This is a genomic window from Pantoea sp. App145 (assembly GCF_047947045.1).
In the GTDB taxonomy this organism is placed as follows: domain Bacteria; phylum Pseudomonadota; class Gammaproteobacteria; order Enterobacterales; family Enterobacteriaceae; genus Pantoea.
This window is the reverse complement of record NZ_CP133290.1, coordinates 1,663,880-1,681,680: the sequence shown is the minus strand read 5'-3', so window position 1 is coordinate 1,681,680 and position 17,801 is coordinate 1,663,880. Positions and strand designations below refer to the sequence as shown.

The 17,801-nt window shown below is 50.0% G+C and carries 12 protein-coding genes; 4 read left to right on the top strand and 8 right to left on the bottom strand.

The window, feature by feature from the left end:
* The first annotated feature begins 86 nt into the window (after nt 1–86).
* Entirely contained in the window at nt 87–4,745 is a 4,659-nt protein-coding gene (locus RCF31_RS07720) for a hypothetical protein (protein WP_416412989.1), read from the top strand.
* 515 nt (nt 4,746–5,260) lie between these two features.
* Nucleotides 5,261–5,962, top strand: coding sequence for a hypothetical protein (locus RCF31_RS07715; RefSeq protein WP_416412988.1), 702 nt, complete (start codon nt 5,261–5,263; stop codon nt 5,960–5,962).
* 641 nt (nt 5,963–6,603) lie between these two features.
* Here the strand turns inward: RCF31_RS07715 and RCF31_RS07710 are convergent.
* The 3 genes from RCF31_RS07710 to RCF31_RS07700 all read right to left on the bottom strand — a co-directional run bounded on the left by RCF31_RS07710 (nt 6,604) and on the right by RCF31_RS07700 (nt 9,976).
* Nucleotides 6,604–7,425, bottom strand: coding sequence for a DUF3037 domain-containing protein (locus RCF31_RS07710; RefSeq protein ID WP_416413234.1), 822 nt, complete (start codon nt 7,423–7,425; stop codon nt 6,604–6,606).
* Nucleotides 7,422–8,153 (bottom strand): HipA family kinase, encoded by a 732-nt coding sequence (locus RCF31_RS07705; RefSeq protein ID WP_416412987.1) that lies wholly within the window; start codon nt 8,151–8,153, stop codon nt 7,422–7,424. Before RCF31_RS07705 ends, RCF31_RS07710 begins: the two co-directional genes overlap by 4 nt.
* Before the next feature lie 368 nt (nt 8,154–8,521).
* Nucleotides 8,522–9,976, bottom strand: coding sequence for an MFS transporter (locus tag RCF31_RS07700; RefSeq protein WP_416412986.1), 1,455 nt, complete (start codon nt 9,974–9,976; stop codon nt 8,522–8,524).
* A 239-nt stretch (nt 9,977–10,215) separates the two neighbouring features.
* On the opposite strand from RCF31_RS07700, the gene RCF31_RS07695 reads away from it, so the two are divergent.
* On the top strand, nt 10,216–10,902 hold the full coding sequence (locus RCF31_RS07695; protein ID WP_416412985.1) for a GntR family transcriptional regulator: 687 nt from the start codon (nt 10,216–10,218) through the stop codon (nt 10,900–10,902).
* A 33-nt stretch (nt 10,903–10,935) separates the two neighbouring features.
* Here the strand turns inward: RCF31_RS07695 and RCF31_RS07690 are convergent, their stop codons facing one another.
* The 4 genes from RCF31_RS07690 to RCF31_RS07675 are packed head-to-tail and all read right to left on the bottom strand — an operon-like array spanning nt 10,936 to nt 16,680.
* Nucleotides 10,936–12,150 (bottom strand): amidohydrolase family protein, encoded by a 1,215-nt coding sequence (locus RCF31_RS07690; RefSeq protein ID WP_416412984.1) that lies wholly within the window; start codon nt 12,148–12,150, stop codon nt 10,936–10,938.
* The gene (locus RCF31_RS07685; RefSeq protein WP_416412983.1) at nt 12,147–14,630 is read right to left on the bottom strand and encodes an ATP-binding cassette domain-containing protein; all 2,484 of its coding nucleotides are present in this window, start codon (nt 14,628–14,630) and stop codon (nt 12,147–12,149) included. Before RCF31_RS07685 ends, RCF31_RS07690 begins: the two co-directional genes overlap by 4 nt.
* On the bottom strand, nt 14,627–15,490 hold the full coding sequence (locus RCF31_RS07680; protein WP_208714269.1) for a branched-chain amino acid ABC transporter permease: 864 nt from the start codon (nt 15,488–15,490) through the stop codon (nt 14,627–14,629). The genes RCF31_RS07685 and RCF31_RS07680 overlap by 4 nt, the downstream gene beginning before the upstream one ends.
* Before the next feature lie 11 nt (nt 15,491–15,501).
* Nucleotides 15,502–16,680 (bottom strand): ABC transporter substrate-binding protein, encoded by a 1,179-nt coding sequence (locus RCF31_RS07675; protein WP_416412982.1) that lies wholly within the window; start codon nt 16,678–16,680, stop codon nt 15,502–15,504.
* Between the two features lie 167 nt (nt 16,681–16,847).
* On the opposite strand from RCF31_RS07675, the gene RCF31_RS07670 reads away from it, so the two are divergent.
* Entirely contained in the window at nt 16,848–17,255 is a 408-nt protein-coding gene (locus RCF31_RS07670) for a nuclear transport factor 2 family protein (RefSeq protein ID WP_416412981.1), read from the top strand.
* 56 nt (nt 17,256–17,311) lie between these two features.
* Here the strand turns inward: RCF31_RS07670 and RCF31_RS07665 are convergent, their stop codons facing one another.
* Nucleotides 17,312–17,563 (bottom strand): hypothetical protein, encoded by a 252-nt coding sequence (locus tag RCF31_RS07665; protein WP_416412980.1) that lies wholly within the window; start codon nt 17,561–17,563, stop codon nt 17,312–17,314.
* Nucleotides 17,564–17,801 lie beyond the last annotated feature (238 nt).

Here is a 17,801-nt window from a genome sequence, read left to right as displayed (position 1 = left end):
GAACATCAGTGTAGGAAGCAAGAGATTGTTTTTTTTTTAAAAAAAAGGGATATTTAGCTTAACTACTTATCTACTCAAACCAGAAAATGGCTACGACCTCAATACCCTTTCTCCTCGAACGATTAAGAATCATCCTGCAGGATGAGGTCACACCCAAGCAATTTGAGAGCATTTTGGCTGCAATACTGACTGAAACACTGCAAATTGACATCAATGTAGCAAAATCAGGATTTCAGCATGGTGCGGACAGTGGAACGGCGGGCAGGCAAGGCAGAGCATTACGCTTTGAAATGAAGCGTTATGGAGAGAGCACCCATCTGAATGAACGTGACCTGCGGGGCGGTTTTCACCAGGCGCTTCAGCAGGATCCTTCTATGGAAGCTTGGGTGATGGTCGTGACCAAAGCTGTGCCTGAACAAATTACGAATGCTTTCAGATATGAAAGTGAGGAGTCCGGCGTACCCGTGCTGATTTTTGACTGGTCAGGCGCTGACATACCTCGTCTTGCTGCTTTATGTACTATTGCACCAGACGCCTTTGTGTTAGCGGGGCTCAGTGAAGCTGCTGACATAGCAAAGGCTCTTCGCGAGGAGGCCAAGGCTGCAGCAGAAAGGGTCAGGCGTGATTTGGATGCATGGTGTTTAGGTTACGAAAGCCTGCGTATGCATTCGCATAAGCTGCTCAATAAAGTATGGTTTTCGAGCCGCACAGCAAAGGAAAAACTTGCCCAGGACATCGCTGGTGGCAGTTACAGTACAACTATTGAACGCCCGGCAGTAAGCCAGAAATTTGATGTATGGTGGTCTGGCCGCGCGGCTGAAGATGCACCGTTAATTGTAACAGGCTTGCAGGGCATGGGAAAAAGCTGGGCCAGTGTACAATGGGCATTTAATTATCAGGTTATTCTGCCCGTCACCATACTACTTCCAGCCAGCACGTTCACGGGGTTGATGGGAATAGATCTCACGACAATAAAGACATTTATTGCTGATAAGCTCTATGGACTAACCGAACGTCTGACTCCGCAGCTTTGGTTTAAGCGTCTATCAAAGCTTCTCAGCAGGCCAGCAGAACAGGGACCCGCTTTTCTGATTATCATTGATGGTATTAATCAAGAACCGTCGGTGAATTGGAATCGTTTATTTGAAGTCATGCAGGCCGACGAAATAGCGGGTCTTGTTCGCATTATAGCTACGACACGCCAGCTTCATTTTACACAGCGATTAGGTAAATTATCAGGCTTAATTGTATCGCCTGTCGTTATCGAACTCGATAAATATGATGATTCACCCGGAGGCGAATTAGAACAACGCCTTGCTGCAGAGGGATTTAAACGCAGCTCTTTAACGGAGGAGCTCATCAGCATTGCGCGAACCCCGCGACTCTTCCAGCTGGTTGTGAGATTACACGAGCGTCTCCAGAATACTGAAAATATCACCATTCATCGGTTACTCTGGGAATACGGGTGCGACAGCCAGGGGCTGAGGAATCATATGCAGTTAAGCCAGCAGGACTGGTTAATCTGGCTCGACAAAGTAGCAGAAGGTCATAGGCAGGGTAAACAGAAGTACAACACCGAACATCTTGCGAAGATGCTGCATCGTGACGATTTGAACTGCAATGACATTTCCCGCCGCGTGAGTGAAGTGGCCGATACCGTCTTCGCCACGCTAAAAGCGGATGGGCAGGTTCAGCTGTCGGACCTGTTAATTTCACACGCGTTGGGTGCTGCATTACTGAATCATCTGTTAGACGGTGGTCCTGACGCGGCTGTTATGGAAAACAGACTGACAAACTGGCTGGATCCCATCTCCGGCCTTGATGAAAAACCGAATATTTTACGCGCAGCTGTTTCACTGCTGCTTGAACGCAGCCATGATGAGAAAATGCTAGTGATGTCTTTATTAGTGACACACTGGTTAAACTCGCAGAATCTGGCTGAAGAACATCATTATGAGGTTATCGCGATCGCACCACAAATCAGTGATGCTTTGCTTGACGTGATTGAAACCTCTGATACCGATGCGCTTGAGTCCGGTCGGCTACGAGCGCTCAATGCGTTAAGTCAGATCCCGGTCGAAAATAAAATGGTACGCAGCTCTATCATTGCTCGCTGCACTGACTGGCTTCTGACGATTTCCAGAGATGTTAATCCCCGGAGGCGTGATGATGAAGGGGAAAGGGTACGCGCTTCAAGGCTAATCGAACGTGTAGGCCACGATTCGGATGGCCCCATGATGCTATTGGGCCGTGCGGTTACCTTTCGTGAAAATATGAAGCGCAGCCTGCGTGAGGTGGTTCCTCAGCTACTTCGTTCAGGACCGCTAAGCGCCGCTTTGCCACTATTTGAAGCTGCCGCTCTCTCGCAATCCGTTAATTATAGCGAGTCTTACTGGAATGGGCTTAAATGGCTCTGCTGGTTCAATGACGATGATTTCGAAAAAACAGCTCTGTCTTTAAAGAATGCGGCTGCCAGATTTGCCCATCAGGCGCATGAACCTGGCGTACATCCCGAACTAAAATTAAGGGTTGCGTTTTTGCTTCTTCGGCTATCCGGTCATCCGGAGCTGGAATCGCACCCGCTTGCAGTTAATCCGCCGCTGGATTCTCCATGGGATTACCAGTCACACTATCTGAATGACCTTACTAAGGGGATGTTCAATCTAGAGATGCGGCATGCGCCCTGTGTTATGGCCAATACCGCTGTTGTGGTTGAAGGGCGACTGCGCCGGCTTCATAATTTGTTACCCGACCCCGCATTTCCTATTGTCAAAGCGTTTGTTAAAGAAATAGACCAGCACTTCAGCGGCTACGCTCTCCCGGATATCACTGAAGACAACCACTATTTCAAAGAACATCATTTATGGGATGATACACTGATGGCAGCAGCGCGATTTGCTCCCACCCATTTGTTCAACCTCGCGAAACAGCAATTTGACAGTATTTTAGGACGGCCCAAAACGCATTATCCGATGGCGCTCCTTCGCGCTCAGGAAAATTTTCTTCTACTCGATAAGCATGCCTATTCTCATGCTTCTGTCCTTAGGAATGAATTCCAGAATGTCCAGGATGAGCAGTCAGCATTGAATATATGCGCATTGCTGATTTTCGAAACAGCAGAATTGCCTCCCCTAGAGCAGTATTGCCGAATCATTGATGCGGAGCTGCCTTTTATCAGTACGGACCTTGCAGCTACGTTAAAACCTGTCAGCGCAGGTGATGTCGATCGCCTGATTGAGCACTATGAAGGATGCTCGCGGTTCAGATATGACATGCTATTGATTCTGCTGTCTCATAAGATAACTGACGTCACGGATACCGGATGGACATGGCTGATTAACGGACGCGCAACAGGGTCTGCGATGGATAAACGTCGCCTGACTAAAATCATGTACTATGCAAATAGGGTAAGACTGGGCAAGTTGCTTGAGTCAGAATGCTGGAACTGGCAAAAGGAAGATGAATTTGAACCAGCACATTTTGGGTCTCTGTCGTTAGCGGAAGTATTGTCGGCAACCCCCTTCCAAAGCTATGCAAATCGGATTGCCCCATGGACTCTCTTCACTGTGCTAAGTATGCGTACCGCAGAACCCGCTGATTATATGCTGGCAGCCAGTTTAATTGATGGAATTCTTTTTTCCCAAACCTCAGCACCACCGGATCTTGACGCGGAAATTTTAGTCACTCCACATAAGCGAAAACGTGTCCCTTTCCTGTTTTCGATAACACCGCAGCATAGTGATTGCAAGGATCCTGCTGAGCAATTTGAGTTCTCAATAGACAAGAAAAAGGGTCGAGAAAGGCATAAGTTGGCTGTTGACAGGGTTGTTGAAAAAATTCGCCATTTCCGCCGGGCGGGGGCTTCACTTTACTTATGTGACTTTGATTACCATGACTTAGTTCCTGCACTCCCCCACATCGGCAACTTCATTGATAAATGGGTTTCTTCTACTGAAGAAGATCATAGTGTCTATTCAACCCGCATTCAAAATGCCGAGGGATTTTATCTGAGCTTGTGCGAAGCTATGATTGAAACGAACTATACGGGAGCAATCGTGCTGTGGCGTAAACTGGGACATTGCCTCAAAACCCAATTTGTGGGTAAAGGACATATTGAGCAATTTTTACAATTAGCGTTCATTAACAAAAAGCTGATTAATTCTATGGCAGGGGAGTTGTTCGAACTGAAACATGCTCATTCTGATGACACGCTTTATGATTTTGCACTTGCGGCACACCTCAATGACGGCACTCCGTGGCTGAAGGAACTTGTAAAGGATGAAATGAGTTCTGAGCAACCGTGGCGCCAGCTGCGGGCACGCTACATTAGCAGCTACCTCGATTTTGACAGCGAGAATTATAAAACAACATGGCCTGAAGGCCCCCAGCTCAAACCCGAGGAAAACAGGGCCAATGCTTTGGCTAAATTGAGGCGAGATTTGCGCTTCGCAAAGCATTGGTGGAATATCTATACCTCCTCAGAGGATGATGGCACTGCGTTTTCAGCTTGGTGCATGCTCTTACAGTGTGCAGACAGGCGTACATACAGTTTGCTGCAATGTGACCTGAAAGAATACTCGTCTTTATTCTGGAAGCATCCTAAACGCTGGTTACATGTGCAGATTAACTTTCGCAAATTGGAAGAAGTTATCCGTAAAAAAGATAAAAATTTAGACTCCACATTCCTAGGTCGTGACATTTACACAGGAATTCACCCATGGGACTACCGGGATAATTATAGGTAAACCATGCTATCGTTTTGACCTGCCCCCATTGATTAACACTGGAGTGATAATTAGAACAAGGTTATTCATGATTTGTATCGGTGGTCAAAAGAAGAACTCAAAATGACCAGAGAAACTATATTTTCACGCGATTTGATCATCAATGTTCTTGCTGGACAATGAAATTACTTCTCCTGCATATGCTGACAATAAATTCTTTCCAGCCAATAACACAATATTCAAATGAGAGGTCTTTTCTTTATTTAGTCAATTTTGGTATTTTCAACGTCCGCTTCTTACACCGACTAGACAACCTGGTAGGAAGATGTGGGGCGTTAGTGGAGTGGACATGTCAATTCAGTAAGGTTATATGAAGTAGGAAACGGAATGAAACTTACTGAATTAACGAGGATGACCCCACGGGATCGTCAATACAACACTCTATGTCTGGAGCTTTGAGATCGAAATTCGAGTTATGCTAAGCTGTTTCATAACGATTAAACTAGTTAAATTTACCTTAAGGAAGCGCTCATAAAATGAATTTTACATTTTCAGTTATTCAGTGGTTATATATAAGGCGCAAGGGAGTGCTAGAACTGACAGCCTGGTTTTTGGTTGGTGTTTTTTTATTTTCAGATCATGCTTATTTGGGGTTTTTTGTATTGTTTTTATTGAGTGCGGTGAAAATATTGCCAATACTTCATGATATTTTGAGAATTGCCAAGAATGCTTATGTGATAAAGTTTTATAACATTGTCATCTGGTTTTTAGCATATACAATTTCATTGAAGTTGATCAGTTATCAGACTGGGATAATTGAAGATAATTTAAAGTTCTCTCCGGCAATTATGGCGATACCGCTTTCATTGGTGCTAGCGTTTGGCATTATTATGTTTTTTTCAATGTCGATGATTTCAATACTACAAGTAGTTTCCTACTTCTCTCTGTTTATGACAACAAGATTTAAAACTAAAATAGTTAGGTCTCGATTTTATTTGTTTTCCACTCGCTCGTTTTATATAGTTCCACTCTTGGCTCCTATTGTTATTTTAACTGCTTTTGTCTCTGGTCCGGTTTTTAAAATAGCATTACTTGCAGACTCATCTTTCATATCGGATTGCGGTGAGAAAGAAAAGGATAAAATGTATCTTCGTATAGACTCACACTCATGCATGGTCTCAACTCTGGATGTTAATGTTTTTACTTCTCAGCCTGTAATAATAAAAAGTGAGAAATAATATTTTTATCCATTTTTGGATGTGAGTATTTCATGACTAATGTCACACACTCCCTTCTTCTATATGGAGGATGGTGTATAAATCTCGTTGATTAATTGATTGCTTGTCAAAGATCTCAGCTTGAAGTTATTTTCGTATTAGACAATAACTTTGAAATTAATTTTTGATTTTCTGCGTTGTAGTATTCACTTTTAGATAGGGGTTCTAATGCGCGTTTAGAAAAGTTGATGTCAAGGTTTTTCATATCTTGCCAAAGTGAAACTTGGCATATCTTATATACTTTACCGTTTTTCTCAAAGGCCAATATAATAACAGGGGGGGCCGTAGGCAGGTATGATTTTCCACGCAGAGCGTAGTATCATGACTAATGGCCGCTGCTTGCGGTTTTTCATGCTTCTAACTTCAAAATGCCCCGAAATACCGGGTATGAAAAAAGTTCGAATACATTCGGTTCGGTTTGAGATTGTGTACGGTGAGTGAGCTATCATTTCCAATCTCCATGCTGTGATATTGAATTCTTTGGGGTTTAAGTAGTTAGAATGCAGCTCAATATTTTGATGAAATTACATTTGGTAAATATGGTTTTTTGAAAGAGTAAGAGTAAATGGAAGCTACCGTCATAACTTCCATCATGAATAAACTCAACCTTTCGCAGAAATAGCAAATTTAACAGCCAAATCTTCATCATTAGATGGCAAATGATAGATATTTTTGCTGTCCATTGTCCGTTTTATTGAATTCAGAACTTTTATTTGCCCAGAGTTAGGGTTTTCTGGTTCTTCAATAGTAAAAAGTACATTCTCAAGATTCAGAAGGTTTTCTTCAGCCGCCCTGGTAACACGCATGATCCAGGTATCACCATGTTCCATCATCTTACCCGGCTCAGTCTGTTCAAAGGCAAGAGGTTTTATAGCGCGAGTTATTATTTCATTGCGCTTAGCCACAAGAGGCATAGAGAATTTGGCAAAGTAACCATTAATGGTCTGGCTCTTGAAGACATTTTTTAAACCATCAATACGCTCAATGCGATTTTTTAACTCTTTGGCCAGTACTTCTTCTCTGCGTGTTTTAGTGTAATCAGCATGATTTACATACTTATTATAAATTCTCTCCATTTCAGCTTTAGGATTGCTGGTCATAACTACGCGTGCTGGGCTGAAATGAAATATTGATTCACGTTTGGCCGTGAAGTAATTGAAAAATTGGGCTAAAGGTTGAGCGCCTACTACTTCTGTAGATTTGGCTTTAGCAAAGCTAAGTTCCTGAAAAAAGGCATCTTTAGCGATAGGGAAGATACAGTCATCATGGAAAAAATTGCGGACACGAGAGTCATTTCTCTTAGTCATCTGAAAATCAAAGTATTTTTCCTTTGGAGCGCAGACAACTACCCCTACGTTCGCAAACTCTTCAGTTTCCGGGTAAGGAGAAAATCTCACGATGCTGTATAAGCAAGGCGTTGTCATATGATGCTGCTCCAAAAATCATCGCCGGTTGCTCTTTCGAGGGTCGTATCGATGATAGCTGCAAATTGATCTTCAGAAAGCCATGATTCAGGTATATTTTCCCAAAAAAGAGGCATCTTACGGTATGTTTTCAAAAGCTTTTCACGATGAGCCAGTCGGTCAACCATGTCGATCTGCCAACTTCTGGTCAGATGAGAGAAAACATGCTCGTTGAAATCACGTAATGTAGCATTCTGATCAAAGGCCAGATTGTGATCAATAAGGTAATACCTATTGTCTTTCACGTCCAATAGCATATTAACGTTTCCGCCTTTGTCCGAAAGGGTTCTATCGACATTTATTATCCATCTATCAAAGACATAGATCATCTTCTGGTCGTTGAGTGGAATGATGTTGTCATTACGGGATTGAGCGAAAGAGAGCGACACGGCGTTTTCTACGTATCTGGTAGCAAAAGCATACCCTGCTTTTATCTCGTTTCTTAGATCAGGTATGAACTCTACTAACTCTTCAGGAACGTACACAATCGTGAATTCTGGGAACGGAAGACCAACGTCACAGGCAAGGCATGCAGAGATAAATTCGGCAATCAATTGACGAGGTGGCATCGTTGGCATTGATTTGACAACGTACATGAAGCCATCGTCACATCGGCATAAAAATGGCTCTGTGCTGCCTTCCCTGATGCGCCTTATGATCTCAACAACATGAGGTGATTGGTCATCCAAAATTGTGTTCTTCCATGTAGTTAATGGGATGGTATCAGCTTTGATAAGAGTAATTTATAACAACATTTTGGCTGATAATCAGCGCCGAAAACTCATAATTTCTGAAAAATGAGATGCGATAACTCAGCTAAAGTTAGTATTCTTTGTAAAAAAAATGGGTTCATTTAATTGATTTATATGTCTATTTTTGAGGGGTTTTCCGTCAGTAAGCAGACATAGATAATTCTATGAGTAGAGGGGAATTGGAAAGCGTACCCATATTCCCTCATGTCTTTTTGTGCCCAGCAAACATTTCACGTATTTTTCGGGGGCACTTCCGGGGGCATCAAAAGAAAATTGAACAGGATTTATGATTATAAATCATCAAACTACACCTTACTTTTCAATCCTGTAGGGGCCGAAACATTCCTCCCCGCATCCGGTGCCAGCCTCACCATATCCACCACCCCAATTAGCGTAATAACCGCAATCACCACAAACCCGACCTTAAACCCCATACCGGGCACCGATCCGTAGCCTAAATCATCCCCCAGCACCGTTCCCAACCGAATACACAGCGCCCCCAGTGTTACACCCAGCCCATTCGCCAGTTGCAGTGAGGTACTGAATAACGTATTCGCCGAACTCATTTCCTGGGCTGGCACTTCGGCAAACGCCAGTGAACTAATCCCAGTAAATTGCATCGAGCGGCTTAGCCCCCCTAAGAAAAGCAGTAACAGCGTAATCACATGCGGCGATGTTGGTGTGAGGAACGCACACAACAACAGCGTCAACACACAAGCCACTCCATTACCAATCAGCAATTTACGGAAGCCAAAGTAACGAATCAGCGGAGTCGTGGCGGGTTTCATCGCCAGGTTGCCAGCAAATACCGCCAGCACCAGAGAGCCTGCCTGAAATGCGTTCATGCCAAAACCCACCTGAAACATCAGCGGTAGCATAAACGGAGCGGAGCTGATAGTGGCGCGCAACAGAAATCCTCCACGCATGGTGATGCGGAAAGAGGGGACAGCCAGTGATGACAGCCCAATCAGCGGCGCTTTGCTGCGGCGCAAATGCCGGATGCTCCAGACCAGCGTTCCCAGCCCGATGGCAATTGTCACCGCCGCACTCGCCAGGTTTGTGCTTTGCTGGCTCAGCATCTCCAGCCCGGCGACCAGGCACAGCATCGTGATGCCCGTGGCAACAAATCCGGTGAAATCGAATGAACGTCGCTCGTGCGCCGACTGATTTGGCATCATGCGCAGGGACAGCACGATGGCGATAATCCCCAGAGGCACGTTGAGGAAAAAGATCCAGTGCCAGCTGGCGTAAGTGGTGATAAATCCCCCCAGCGGTGGTCCGATGATCGGGGCCACCAGCGCGGGCCATGTCAGGGTAGCAATGGCTTTTATCAGCTGATTTTTAGGTGTGGTACGCAGTACCACCAGACGTCCGACAGGCACCATCATGGCACCGCCAACGCCTTGCAGAATTCGCATCAATATGAATTCTGTGACGTTATGCGTCAGGCCGCAGAACAGTGATGACAGGGTAAAAATACTCAGCGCGAGGGTGAAGACATTCCGTGCTCCAAAGCGTTCCGCCACCCAGCCATTGGCCGGAATTAATACTGCCAGCGTCAGCAAATAAGCACTGATACCAATATTCAGATCGACGGCGGAGACACCAAACGCTTTCGCCATATCCGGCAACGCGGTAGCGATCACCGTGCCATCAAGGAATTCCATAAAGAATGCGCTCGCCACCAGCAGCGCCAGCCCTGAAATGCGGCCCGAACCAGAACGGGAAATATCGTCCCCGGTTGAATCAGATAAAGCCATGAGGCGTCCTTAGCATGCAACTTTTCAAAGCAGAGGTTGATGTCTGACAGGTTTGAAAAGTTGTTATACCAAAAAAACAATTGGCATAAGAACCCTCTCTTCATACTTGTTAGCTAAATATTGATATTTGACAATCATTTCCCTCTCTGATGACGCACGCAATTTCCATCACAAGCCGTTCTGCAACTGGTGCTCAGGATGGTAAGATACGGCAATAATCAGCCCGGGAAGAGGTCAGAATGAGTCAGGTCGCCACCGCGAAACAGCGAGAAGTGCAGCGTATTGTTGATGCGTTGTCGCTGGCCATTGCGCAGCATCGTCTAAAGCCCGGTCGGCGCTTAGTCGAAGCGCAGATTGTTGAGGCGCTGAAAGCCAATCGCAACCATGTTCAGGCCGCTTTGCAGCGCCTGGCGTTGCAGCATATTGTCACCATTGAACCGAATATCGGGGCGATGGTGGCACATCCCGAAGCGTCCGAAGCGCGCGAGATTTTTATCGCGCGTCGGGCAATTGAGAGCGCCATTGTTGCCTCCATCACCCCTGAGCAAATGGCGCAGTTTGCCGATGAGATAGAGGCGCAGCAAACGGCGGAACATGCTGCCACCGGGCAACAGGACCGTCGCCACATTGTGCGTGAATTAAGTGCGTTTCATCTGCTGCTGGCAAAGGTCAGCGGCAACAAGGTGCTGAGCGAGATCCTGTCCAACCTGATGGTGCGCAGTTCCCTGATAGTGGCGCTCTACCAACGCAATGATGTGCCGTCCTGTCAGTGTGCTGAACATGGAGCCATTCTGGCGGCATTAAAAGCGGGCAATATTGCAGAAGCGCAGCAAACCATGCTGGCGCATCTGGATGAGCTGGAAGCCGAGCTGGATTTAACCGAAGTGGTTTCTGAGGATTTGTCGCTTACTCAGGCATTGATTTAGCGGCGCAATTCCGTGCGCCGCCGCTTCAGGCCTTCAGGGACGATAGAGCGTTGCCTGCGGACGGGAAAAGGTTTGCCGCCCGCGCTTAAATCCGGCGATCGGCGGCGCTATCTGCGCCACAATCTGGTCTGCGCGCTCCACATCAAACACCACCATATCAGCCAGACATCCCGGTGCTAACCCGTAGTCGGTTAAGCGCAACAGCTTTGCAGACTGGCTGGAGATCCAGCTCAGGCAGCGTAGCAAATCCGCCTGTGTTCCTAACTGACGCACGTTGGCGAACAAATTTGCCTGACGCACCAGCGAAGCATCGCCAAACGGCGTAAAGGGATTGGCGATATTGTTGGTGGAGAGCGAACACACCACGCCGCAGCGATCCAGTTCATCCAGCGGAGCTACACCACGCGGTTGCAGTGCAAAGCGATCGCGTGCGGTGAGGAACAGGTCGGTGGCGGGCAGGGCAGTGACCTGCACTCCGGCCCCGGCCAGTTTCCGGCCTAACTCATGCAGCTTATCCCTGGCCAGAATCGACAGCTTAGTGACGTGCCCAACAGTAACGCGGCCACCCCAGTTGGCACCTTGCGTTTCATCGATTACGCAGTCAATCAGCCGATTCTCTGGCGCGAGATCGAAATCAAGGTGGAAGTCGATATCGACATCATAGCGCTGGGCCAGGGCGAATAGCCTGCGAATCTGTCCAGCCGGATCGCTGTCGGTATACGGACATCCCCCCAGCAGATCCGCGCCCGATGCCAGCGCTTCACACAACAGTTCCTCGGTGCCGGGATTATTCAGCATCCCTTCCTGCGGAAACACGCAAAGTTGCAGATCCATCGCCCAGGCATATTCCGTCTGTAAACGGCGGATGGCACGAAAACCTTTCAGACCGACCACTGGATCGATTTCGATATGGGTACGCATACGCGTGGTACCCTGCGCAATGGCTTGCTCCAGCACGCGGGCGCCGCGTTGATAAACATCTTCTTCACTGAAATCGGCTTTGGCGCGTGCCGTTTCACGAATCGCCTCAGCCAGCGTACCGTCCTGCTGATGACAACGATCAATGATGCAGGCTTTGTCGAGGTGAATATGGGTTTCCAGCAGACCGGGCAGCACCAGCGCACCGGCAAAATCCAGCGTTTCTGCCGCTCCATGCTGCGTAGCAACAAAATACTCCCCGGCGATGTGCAGGGTCTGCAATGCATCTTCACCCGGCACGCGGGCGTTGATTATGGTGAGTCGCTTCATGCGTTTCCTGCTCCCAGCCAGGCTTCTGCCAGATCCGCCTGCGCCAGCAAATCCTGCGCACGTCCGGCTTTCACCACTTCACCCGATTCCAGCACCAGCGCCCGGTCAGCAATGGTCAGGGCGAGGTTAGCCATCTGATCGACCAGCAGTAGCGTGACGCCTTCATTACGTAATCCCGCCAGCGCATCATATAACTCGCCAATCATCGCTGGCGACAAGCCCAGGCTGGGTTCATCCAGCAACAGGATCGAGGGGCGGGACATCAACCCGCGACCAATGGCCACCATTTGCTGCTCACCGCCAGAAAGCAGCCCCGCCTGGCTGTGCAGACGTTCGCGCAGACGGGGGAAGCGGCGCAGAATCGACTCCACTTCTGCCTGCGGATCGAGGCGTTGGCTACAGGCATATTGGCCGATCAACAGGTTTTCCAGCACGGTCATTTGCGGGAACAGCTGACGGCCCTCCGGTACCAGCGCCAGGCCGCGAGCGGCGATCTGGGCGGCATTGAGTTCCTTGATCGAATGATCGTGCAGATAGATCGCGCCGCTGCGTGCCGGATGCAGGCCCGCCAGCGTTTGCAGAATGGTTGATTTTCCGGCTCCGTTCGCCCCGAGGATGGCGACGGTTTCGCCCGGATTTACGGTAAAGCTGACATTACGCACCACCGGCGCAGCACCATAATCCAGCGTCAGCTTATCCACCACCAGGCCAGGTTCGCCGGTGGATCGCAGCGGCATCACGCGTGGCTTGCCGCGATATTCTGTACCGCCGAGATAGGCGGCGATCACTGCTGGATTGCGCTGCACTTCAGCCGGGTTACCCTGTGCCAGCGGCTTACCGGCATCCAGCACCTGCAAACGGTCGCTCACGGCCATCACCAGTGCCATGTCGTGTTCAACAACGATCACCGCCAGGCCAAAGCCAGCCAGACGACGCAGCAGCGGGATCAATGCGTCGGTTTCTTCCCGGCTCAGTCCGGCGGCAGGTTCATCCAGCAACAACAGGGCGGGATCCAGCGCCAGCGCACGGGCAATCTCCACCAGACGACGATCAACATGGGGCAGATCTTCTGCCGGAGTGTGCACCGAACCGCGATATCCCACCAGCGCCAGCAATGCCATCGCCACCGCCTGTGCCTCCTGGCCCGGATGACGCCACGGCAAGCCCTGACGGCCACGCTGCTGCGCCACCAGCAGGTTTTCCAGTACGCTCATGCCGCTGAATAGCTGGGTGGTTTGATAGGTGCGGGCGATACCGGCACGCGCCACCCGCCACGCAGGCAGACCACGCAGTTCCTGGTGCAGACGGATGCTGCCGCTGTCGGCCCGATAGAACCCGCTGATCATATTCAGCACCGTGGTCTTACCGGCCCCGTTTGGTCCCATCAGTCCAAGGATTTCTCCGGCGCGTACGTTGAAGCTGACGTCTTTTGCCGCCTGCACGCCACCAAAACGGATGCCAATACCTTCAACTTTCAGGACATCCTGGCCCGCACGCTGGAAGTGGCGTTGCAGTAGAGATTCATCCGGGGTGTCCGGGGCAAATTGCGGAGCGGGTTTGACCAGCCAGCGCGCCAGTGTACCCAGCAGGCCACGCGGTGCCAGCCACAGTACGCTGAGCAGCAGCACGGCGAAAATCAGCAGACGATACTCGGCAAAGGATGATAGCAGCTCCGGCAGTACCACAATCAACAGCGCACCGAGCACCGGGCCGAACAGCGTGCCGCTGCCGCCCACCACCACAGCCAGCACAAACAGGATCGATTGAGAAAAAGGGAAGGAGTCCGGGTTGATAAACATCATCAGTGGCGCAACCAGGGTTCCGGCAGCACTGGCCAGCATGGCGGAGAGGGTAAACGCCAGAGTTTTGCTCACCACCGGATTAAAACCCAGCGAGCGCGCGGCAATATCGCTGGCCTTGACGGCACGCATTGCCAGTCCCCACTGGCTGCGTTGCAGACGGGCAAACAGCGTCAGCGCCACAATCATCAGCAGGGCGCAACACAGCGCCAGACCCACGGTGGGATCCAGCGGGCCAAAGTCCGGCATCGGGATCCCCATCAGCCCGTTCGAGCCGCCTGTCACCTCGCGCCACTCAATCAAGACATGGCGCACCACCAGCGCAAAGGCGATGGTGATCATCGCCAGGAACGGACCGCTGACACGCAACGCCGGAATCGCCAGCAGCCCGCCAATCACACCACATACCAGCATGGCTGCCAGCATCGCGACGCCCAGTGGCACGCCGTTCATGGTCAGCCCTGCTGAGATATAGGCTCCGATGGCATAAAAAGCGATATGACCGAAGGAGATTTGCCCGCTCAGTCCCAGCAAAATATTCAGCCCGACCACCGTGGTGACGGCGAGGGCAAACAACGAAAACACCAGCAGGGCATAGCTGCCGAGCACGAAGGGCAGTAGCAGGCTCAGCAGCGCGACGGCCACCAGCGCGAATGCATTGAAGGGGAGGGTTTTGATCATACTTTTACCCTTAATTTTTGCCCAAACAAACCGTTCGGACGCAGCGCCAGCGCCAGAATCACCAGCGAGAAAGTGAAGATTTGCGTGAAGGCGGAACCAAACCACAGTGTGACCAGCGCTTCGCTGAGGCCAAACAATAAACCGGCAACCCAGATACCGCTGCTACTGGCGAGGCCACCAAGAATCGCCACCGCAAAGGCTTTCAGCCCGAATAGCGTGCCCATATCACTTTGGATGCTGAACAAGGGAGCGATCAGCAAACCCGCCAGCGCGGCAAATACGGTAGAGAGGGCGAAGGCCGCAGCCACCACCCGGTTGACCCGAATCCCCATTAACTGCGCAGCACGCGGATTTTGTACCGTGGCTTCCAGCACTTTGCCGATGCGGCTGTAACGCCGCACCAGCGTCAGAGCCACGACGATCACTACACCGGTCAGAGGGATCAGCAGGTTGATCAGTGACCATGAGGTACCGAACAGGGTAAAGGTGACGTCGGTCACCGGGAACTGGCGCGGTTCTTTACCAAAGGTGAACATCGCGAGGTTATCGACCAGGATCCCGCCCGCCACCGTTGCCATCAGCCAGGCTTCAGAATTGCGCGCCACAAACGGGCGCACCAGCAGGCGTTCAATCACCACACCATACAGCGCGCAGCACAGCAGCGTGGCGGGTAAGGCCAGCCACAAGGGCCAGCCAAATGTCACGTACAAACTGTAGCCAAGGGTAGCACCGACCATCATCGCGCTACCCTGAGCAAAATTCAGGGTGCGCGATACAATCCAGGTGATGTGAAAACCCAGCGCCAGCAGGGCATACATGCTGCCGAGACTCAGTCCGGTGGACAGGGCAGTGCTCCACATAATCCGTCTCCTTACTCAGCGACTGGCAGGATCTGCTCGCCTTTGAACTGGGCGAAAACATAATCTTTTGGTCCCAGCGCATCGTGCTGCTGCACTGTGAACGGTTGCTGGTAGTGCTTAATCAGCCCGTCATAGTCTTTGATGGCGTAGAAACCGTCGCGAATGGTCGTGCCATCGAGGCTGCTGGCGTTGTTAAGTGCCATCGCTGTCAGGTGCATCGCATCGTAGGCGTTGGCGATACCCACAGCCGGGGTGACATCTGCCAACCCTTTGATTTGCGGATACTGTTTTTTCAGTTCATCCATCACCTGGTTGCCTTTGGCCGAATTGTGGTCGGTGAAGACAAAGGTCTGGATAAAGGTCACCTGATCGGCTCCCGGCCCTGCCAGCTCGCTGAAGCGTCCACCGGCTGGTCCCCAGTGCGAAACCACCGGCACCTGCCAGTTCATCTTATGCAGCGATTTGACCACCTGAGCAGAAGGTCCGACGTTGCCGACCATCAGCAGGGTGTCGGCACCGTCGTTTTTCAGTCGGGTCAGCTGCGGCACCAAATCAACATCGCTGTCTTCAATACGCTCGACGCCCGCTACCGGGATGTTGTTTTTCTGCAACGCGGCACGGAAGCCTTTCTCGTTTGATTCACCCCATGGGTTGTTGACCAGAATCATGCCGGCTTTTTTCATGCCTTTCTTTTCGCTGGCGTATTCCACCAGCGCTTCATCCACCAGCTCATCCACGGCAGAGACGCGGAACACGTAGTTTTCCTTCGCACCGTTATGGGTAATGCCAGTACCGGCGGCCCACAGTCCGACAAACGGGGTTTTCAATTGATTAGCCAGCGGGACGATCGCCAGAGATACCGGGGTATCGAGGCCACCAAACAGCACGGCGACTTTTTCCCGTTGGATCAACTCACGAGCTGCCAGCATCCCTTTGCCGGGGTTACTTTCGTCATCACGGCGTACCAGCTCCAGCGGATGGCCTTTCACACCACCAGCTGCGTTGATCTCGTTGATGGCGATGGTCAGCCCGCGCGTCAGGGCTTCACCTGATTTTGCTGACTGACCGGATAAGGCCGTGACCAGGCCGACTTTGATCGGTTCCGCTGCGATAGCGGCTGCTGACATCATGCTCATCACAGTCACGACAGCGCATTTACGCCAGTTTTTCAGTAACGATTTTCCGGACATCTCTCACCTCAGGTAGATTGCTAGCAATAATATTTTTATTTCTAGCAATTACGATGCCAGTTTGATATTGCTTAGAAACAGGCGGTTTTTGCCGCAAGTTAGCGGAAAAACTGCGCCATTTTGGTGCTGGTGCGCCAGCGTTGTGCAAATTACCTTCAGGGGGCGTTATGTCTGGTATTGAGCAGGCAGTAGAAGTGGTGAAGAAGTTTCTGGCGGCATCGATGGCACCCGATGCGGTGTTAGCTGCAACCTATATGCATCCGCAGGTGAGCATTACCTTTACCGGTAAACGTGAGTTTCCCACCACTAAAGGGATCACCGATTTTAATGGTGCGCGTTATAAATGGGTGAAGAAGTCGCTCGGGCAGTTTGACTGGATGGATCGCGGCGATCATGTGGTGGTGTACTCCAACGGCACGCTGTATGGGGAATGGCCGGATGGTCAGCCTTTTGCTGGCAACCGTTATCTGGATCGTTATGAAGTCCGCGACGGATTGATCGTGAAAATGGATGTGTGGAACGACAGCGCCGAATGGATATTGATGCCGGAAATTGGTCGGGTGGAGTCGTTCTGAGCCATGGCGGCGTGATGAATTGCGCGATAAATCGCGCCGCTACAACCTGGCGCTGGCTAGCTGCTGACGTTTTGCGCATCGAAACTGATATACAGATTTTCCGGCATGCTGAAAATCCTCTCCAGTGACAGCATGTTTTTCGCGCCGGTATCAATATGAGCCGGAACCAGGCGCGGGCCTTCAGCATTATGTTTTGATTCAGTGGATTTAATAACGTGCGGCACTATCATTCCCGTTATTTTCTTATTATCACAACCAATAAGAACCAGACAGCACAGCAGTGCGGTGAGTATCGGCCAGTTATTCATTTTCTTCGTCCCTGTAAGTAACAGTGGGGGGGAATATAAAGGCATATCCCAGACGAAATACTGATTACCCGCAATATTTTCTGTGATAATTAAATTTCCCCACCTCCGTTTAACTCCGGTTAAATGTTGTTTGTGCTACACAGCCAGCCATGACACGATATTAAAGGTCAGCAGGCCTACTAATGTAGTAGCGATAACAGCGCCAAACACAAAGAAGATAACTAATATAACTAATTGT

Coding starts and splice junctions, on each gene's coding strand:
- RCF31_RS07720 (WP_416412989.1), top strand. CDS start 87: ATGGCTACGACCTCAATACCCTTTCTCCTCGAACGATTAAGAATCATC.
- RCF31_RS07715 (WP_416412988.1), top strand. CDS start 5,261: ATGAATTTTACATTTTCAGTTATTCAGTGGTTATATATAAGGCGCAAG.
- RCF31_RS07710 (WP_416413234.1), bottom strand. CDS start 7,425: ATGACAACGCCTTGCTTATACAGCATCGTGAGATTTTCTCCTTACCCG.
- RCF31_RS07700 (WP_416412986.1), bottom strand. CDS start 9,976: ATGGCTTTATCTGATTCAACCGGGGACGATATTTCCCGTTCTGGTTCG.
- RCF31_RS07695 (WP_416412985.1), top strand. CDS start 10,216: ATGAGTCAGGTCGCCACCGCGAAACAGCGAGAAGTGCAGCGTATTGTT.
- RCF31_RS07690 (WP_416412984.1), bottom strand. CDS start 12,150: ATGAAGCGACTCACCATAATCAACGCCCGCGTGCCGGGTGAAGATGCA.
- RCF31_RS07685 (WP_416412983.1), bottom strand. CDS start 14,630: ATGATCAAAACCCTCCCCTTCAATGCATTCGCGCTGGTGGCCGTCGCG.
- RCF31_RS07680 (WP_208714269.1), bottom strand. CDS start 15,490: ATGTGGAGCACTGCCCTGTCCACCGGACTGAGTCTCGGCAGCATGTAT.
- RCF31_RS07675 (WP_416412982.1), bottom strand. CDS start 16,680: ATGTCCGGAAAATCGTTACTGAAAAACTGGCGTAAATGCGCTGTCGTG.
- RCF31_RS07670 (WP_416412981.1), top strand. CDS start 16,848: ATGTCTGGTATTGAGCAGGCAGTAGAAGTGGTGAAGAAGTTTCTGGCG.
- RCF31_RS07665 (WP_416412980.1), bottom strand. CDS start 17,563: ATGAATAACTGGCCGATACTCACCGCACTGCTGTGCTGTCTGGTTCTT.